This window comes from Myroides sp. LoEW2-1 (genome assembly GCF_009767705.1).
In the GTDB taxonomy this organism is placed as follows: Bacteria; Bacteroidota; Bacteroidia; order Flavobacteriales; family Flavobacteriaceae; genus Flavobacterium; species Flavobacterium album_A.
The window spans coordinates 1-3,468 of record NZ_WSPP01000074.1 but is presented as its reverse complement, the minus strand read 5'-3'; the positions used below and the strand labels follow the sequence as shown (position 1 = coordinate 3,468).

General features: G+C 47.4%; 2 tRNA genes and 2 rRNA genes. All 4 read right to left on the bottom strand.

From position 1 onward, the window contains the following. Positions 1 to 101 (bottom strand): 5S ribosomal RNA (rrf, locus tag GOQ24_RS05485); the annotation flags it as partial. A gap of 106 nt (positions 102 to 207) precedes the next feature. Continuing rightward, positions 208 to 3,098, bottom strand: a 23S ribosomal RNA gene (locus tag GOQ24_RS05480). A gap of 117 nt (positions 3,099 to 3,215) precedes the next feature. Then, positions 3,216 to 3,289 (bottom strand) — tRNA-Ala (locus GOQ24_RS05475). Between the two features lie 86 nt (positions 3,290 to 3,375). Continuing rightward, positions 3,376 to 3,449: transfer RNA gene (locus tag GOQ24_RS05470), tRNA-Ile, on the bottom strand. Positions 3,450 to 3,468: the final 19 nt, after the last annotated feature.

Sequence of the window (3,468 nt, the reverse complement as noted above, 5' to 3'; positions counted from 1 at the left end):
CGACATACTCTCCCACTGGTTAGCAGTACCATCTGCGCTAGCGGGCTTAACTTCTCTGTTCGAAATGGGAAGAGGTGAGCCCCGCCGCAATAACCACCCTAAATCGGTTGTTACTTTAACGTAACTAATATTGTTAACTATATTGATATTGTAACTTAACTATCACTTAGAAAGTTGCCCTCCCCTTGTATGTAAACAAGGGGAGATTCACATAAGCTTACGGGCTATTAGTACTACTCGACTATGACATTACTGCCTTTACATCTATAGCCTATCAACGTGGTAATCTCCCACGGCCCTTTAAAGAAATCTCATCTTGTGGTGGGTTTCGCACTTATATGCTTTCAGCGCTTATCCCTGCCCAACGTAGCTACTCTGCGATGCCCCTGGCGAGACAACAGATGCACTAGAGGTTGGTCCAATTCGGTCCTCTCGTACTAGAATCAGATCCACTCAAATTTCTAACGCCCACAGTAGATAGAGACCGAACTGTCTCACGACGTTCTGAACCCAGCTCGCGTGCCACTTTAATGGGCGAACAGCCCAACCCTTGGGACCTTCTCCAGCCCCAGGATGTGACGAGCCGACATCGAGGTGCCAAACCCCCCCGTCGATATGAGCTCTTGGGGGAGATCAGCCTGTTATCCCCGGCGTACCTTTTATCCTTTGAGCGATGGCCCTTCCATGCGGAACCACCGGATCACTATGCTCTACTTTCGTACCTGGTCGACTTGTTAGTCTCTCAGTCAAGCTCCCTTATACCATTGCACTCTACGCACGGTTACCAAGCGTGCTGAGGGAACCTTTAGAAGCCTCCGTTACTCTTTTGGAGGCGACCACCCCAGTCAAACTACCCACCAAGCAATGTCCTCCACAATTGCGGAGTTAGATCTCAAATAAGCAAAGGGTGGTATTTCAACAATGACTCCACAACGCCTAGCGACGCCATTTCACAGTCTCCCACCTATCCTACACATCACTTATCCGAGAACAATACTAAGCTATAGTAAAGGTGCACAGGGTCTTTTCGTCCCACTGCGGGTAATCGGCATCTTCACCGATACTACAATTTCACCGAGCTCATGGCTGAGACAGTGTCCAGATCGTTACACCATTCGTGCAGGTCGGAACTTACCCGACAAGGAATTTCGCTACCTTAGGACCGTTATAGTTACGGCCGCCGTTTACTGGGGCTTCAATTCAATGCTTCTCAACAATTACTCATCGATAACATCTCCTCTTAACCTTCCAGCACCGGGCAGGTGTCAGGCCCTATACGTCATCTTACGATTTTGCAGAGCCCTGTGTTTTTGATAAACAGTCGCCTGGACCTCTTCACTGCGGCCAGCTTGCGCTGGCGACCTTTCTCCCGAAGTTACAGGTCTATTTTGCCTAGTTCCTTAGCCATGAATCTCTCGAGCGCCTTAGGATACTCTCCTCGACTACCTGTGTCGGTTTACGGTACGGGTACTTATAACCTATGTTTAGAAGCTTTTCTTGACAGCCCTTAGGCACACTATCTCTTTGTCCGTAGACGCTGAGTACTATCGCATTTCTCCAAGTCTGACGCATTTTACTATCAAACCTATAGGTACGTGCTTCAACGAACTATTCCGTCAGTTCGCGGTGCTTTCATCACTGTGTCACTCCATCACTGTTATAAGTAGTACGGGAATATTAACCCGTTGGCCATCGACGTCCCCCTTCGGGTGTGCCTTAGGTCCCGACTAACCCTAAGCTGATTAGCATAGCTCAGGAATCCTTAGTCTTACGGCGGGGGTGTTTCTCGCACCCCTTATCGTTACTTATGCCTACATTTTCTTTTCTATAAGCTCCAGCAATTCTCACAAATCACCTTCTCTGCCGATAGAATGCTCCCCTACCACTCACGTTTAAAACGTAAATCCATAGCTTCGGTAGTATACTTATGCCCGATTATTATCCATGCTCGATCGCTCGACTAGTGAGCTGTTACGCACTCTTTAAATGAATGGCTGCTTCCAAGCCAACATCCTAGCTGTCTGGGCAATCAAACCGCGTTTTTTCAACTTAGCATACATTTGGGGACCTTAGCTGATGGTCTGGGTTCTTTCCCTCTCGGACATGGACCTTAGCACCCATGCCCTCACTGATGATTATCATTAATTAGCATTCGGAGTTTGTCAGGAATTGGTAGGCGGTGAAGCCCCCGCATCCAATCAGTAGCTCTACCTCTAAGTAACTATGATCATCGCTGCACCTAAATGCATTTCGGGGAGTACGAGCTATTTCCGAGTTTGATTGGCCTTTCACCCCTACCCACAGGTCATCCGAAAACTTTTCAGCGTTAAACGGTTCGGTCCTCCATTTAGTGTTACCTAAACTTCAACCTGCCCATGGGTAGATCACACGGTTTCGCGTCTACCACTACTGACTAAAGCGCCCTATTCAGACTCGCTTTCGCTACGGATCCAGACCTGAAGTCCTTATCCTTGCCAGCAACGGTAACTCGTAGGCTCATTATGCAAAAGGCACGCCGTCACCCAACGAATGGGCTCCGACCGCTTGTAGGCGTATGGTTTCAGGATCTTTTTCACTCCGTTATTCACGGTTCTTTTCACCTTTCCCTCACGGTACTGGTTCACTATCGGTCTCTCAGGAGTATTTAGCCTTAGCGGATGGTCCCGCCAGTTTCAATCAGGGTTTCACGTGCCCCGACCTACTCAGGATACCACTATTCTTATCTTTTCTTACTTATACGGGACTGTCACCCTCTTCGGTATACCTTTCCAGGTATTTCTAATTCAAGCCGCAAGAAATGTCGTGGTCCTACAACCCCAAAATTGCCGTAACAACTTTGGTTTGGGCTATTCCGCGTTCGCTCGCCACTACTTACGGAATCACTTTTGTTTTCTTCTCCTCCGCCTACTTAGATGTTTCAGTTCAGCGGGTTCGCCTCCTATACAGGATAATATGTCTTCAACATATTGGGTTGCCCCATTCGGATATCTACGGATCAATTCGTGTGTGCCAATCCCCGTAGCTTTTCGCAGCTTATCACGTCCTTCTTCGCCTCTGAGAGCCTAGGCATTCCCCATACGCCCTTATTTTGCTTATGTGCTTACAATTCTTTCGAATCGTACTTTCTATATATTTCTATATTTTTTGTTCTTTCTAACTGTTTTGTTAGTTAAGTTTTATCAATATGTCAATGAACGGTTGGACTTTAGTCCTTGTGGAGAATATCGGAGTCGAACCGATGACCTCCTGCGTGCAAGGCAGGCGCTCTAGCCAGCTGAGCTAATCCCCCGTTTCTAGTGTTTGGTTAACAGCTTACAGTTAACAGTAACTTTTGGGCGGTTAGTCTAAACCTCTAGTATTTCCTGTGTATTTTAGTAGTCCCGGGCAGACTCGAACTGCCGACCCCTACATTATCAGTGTAGTACTCTAACCAGCTGAGCTACGAGACTCTGTATAATACCTTTTTTT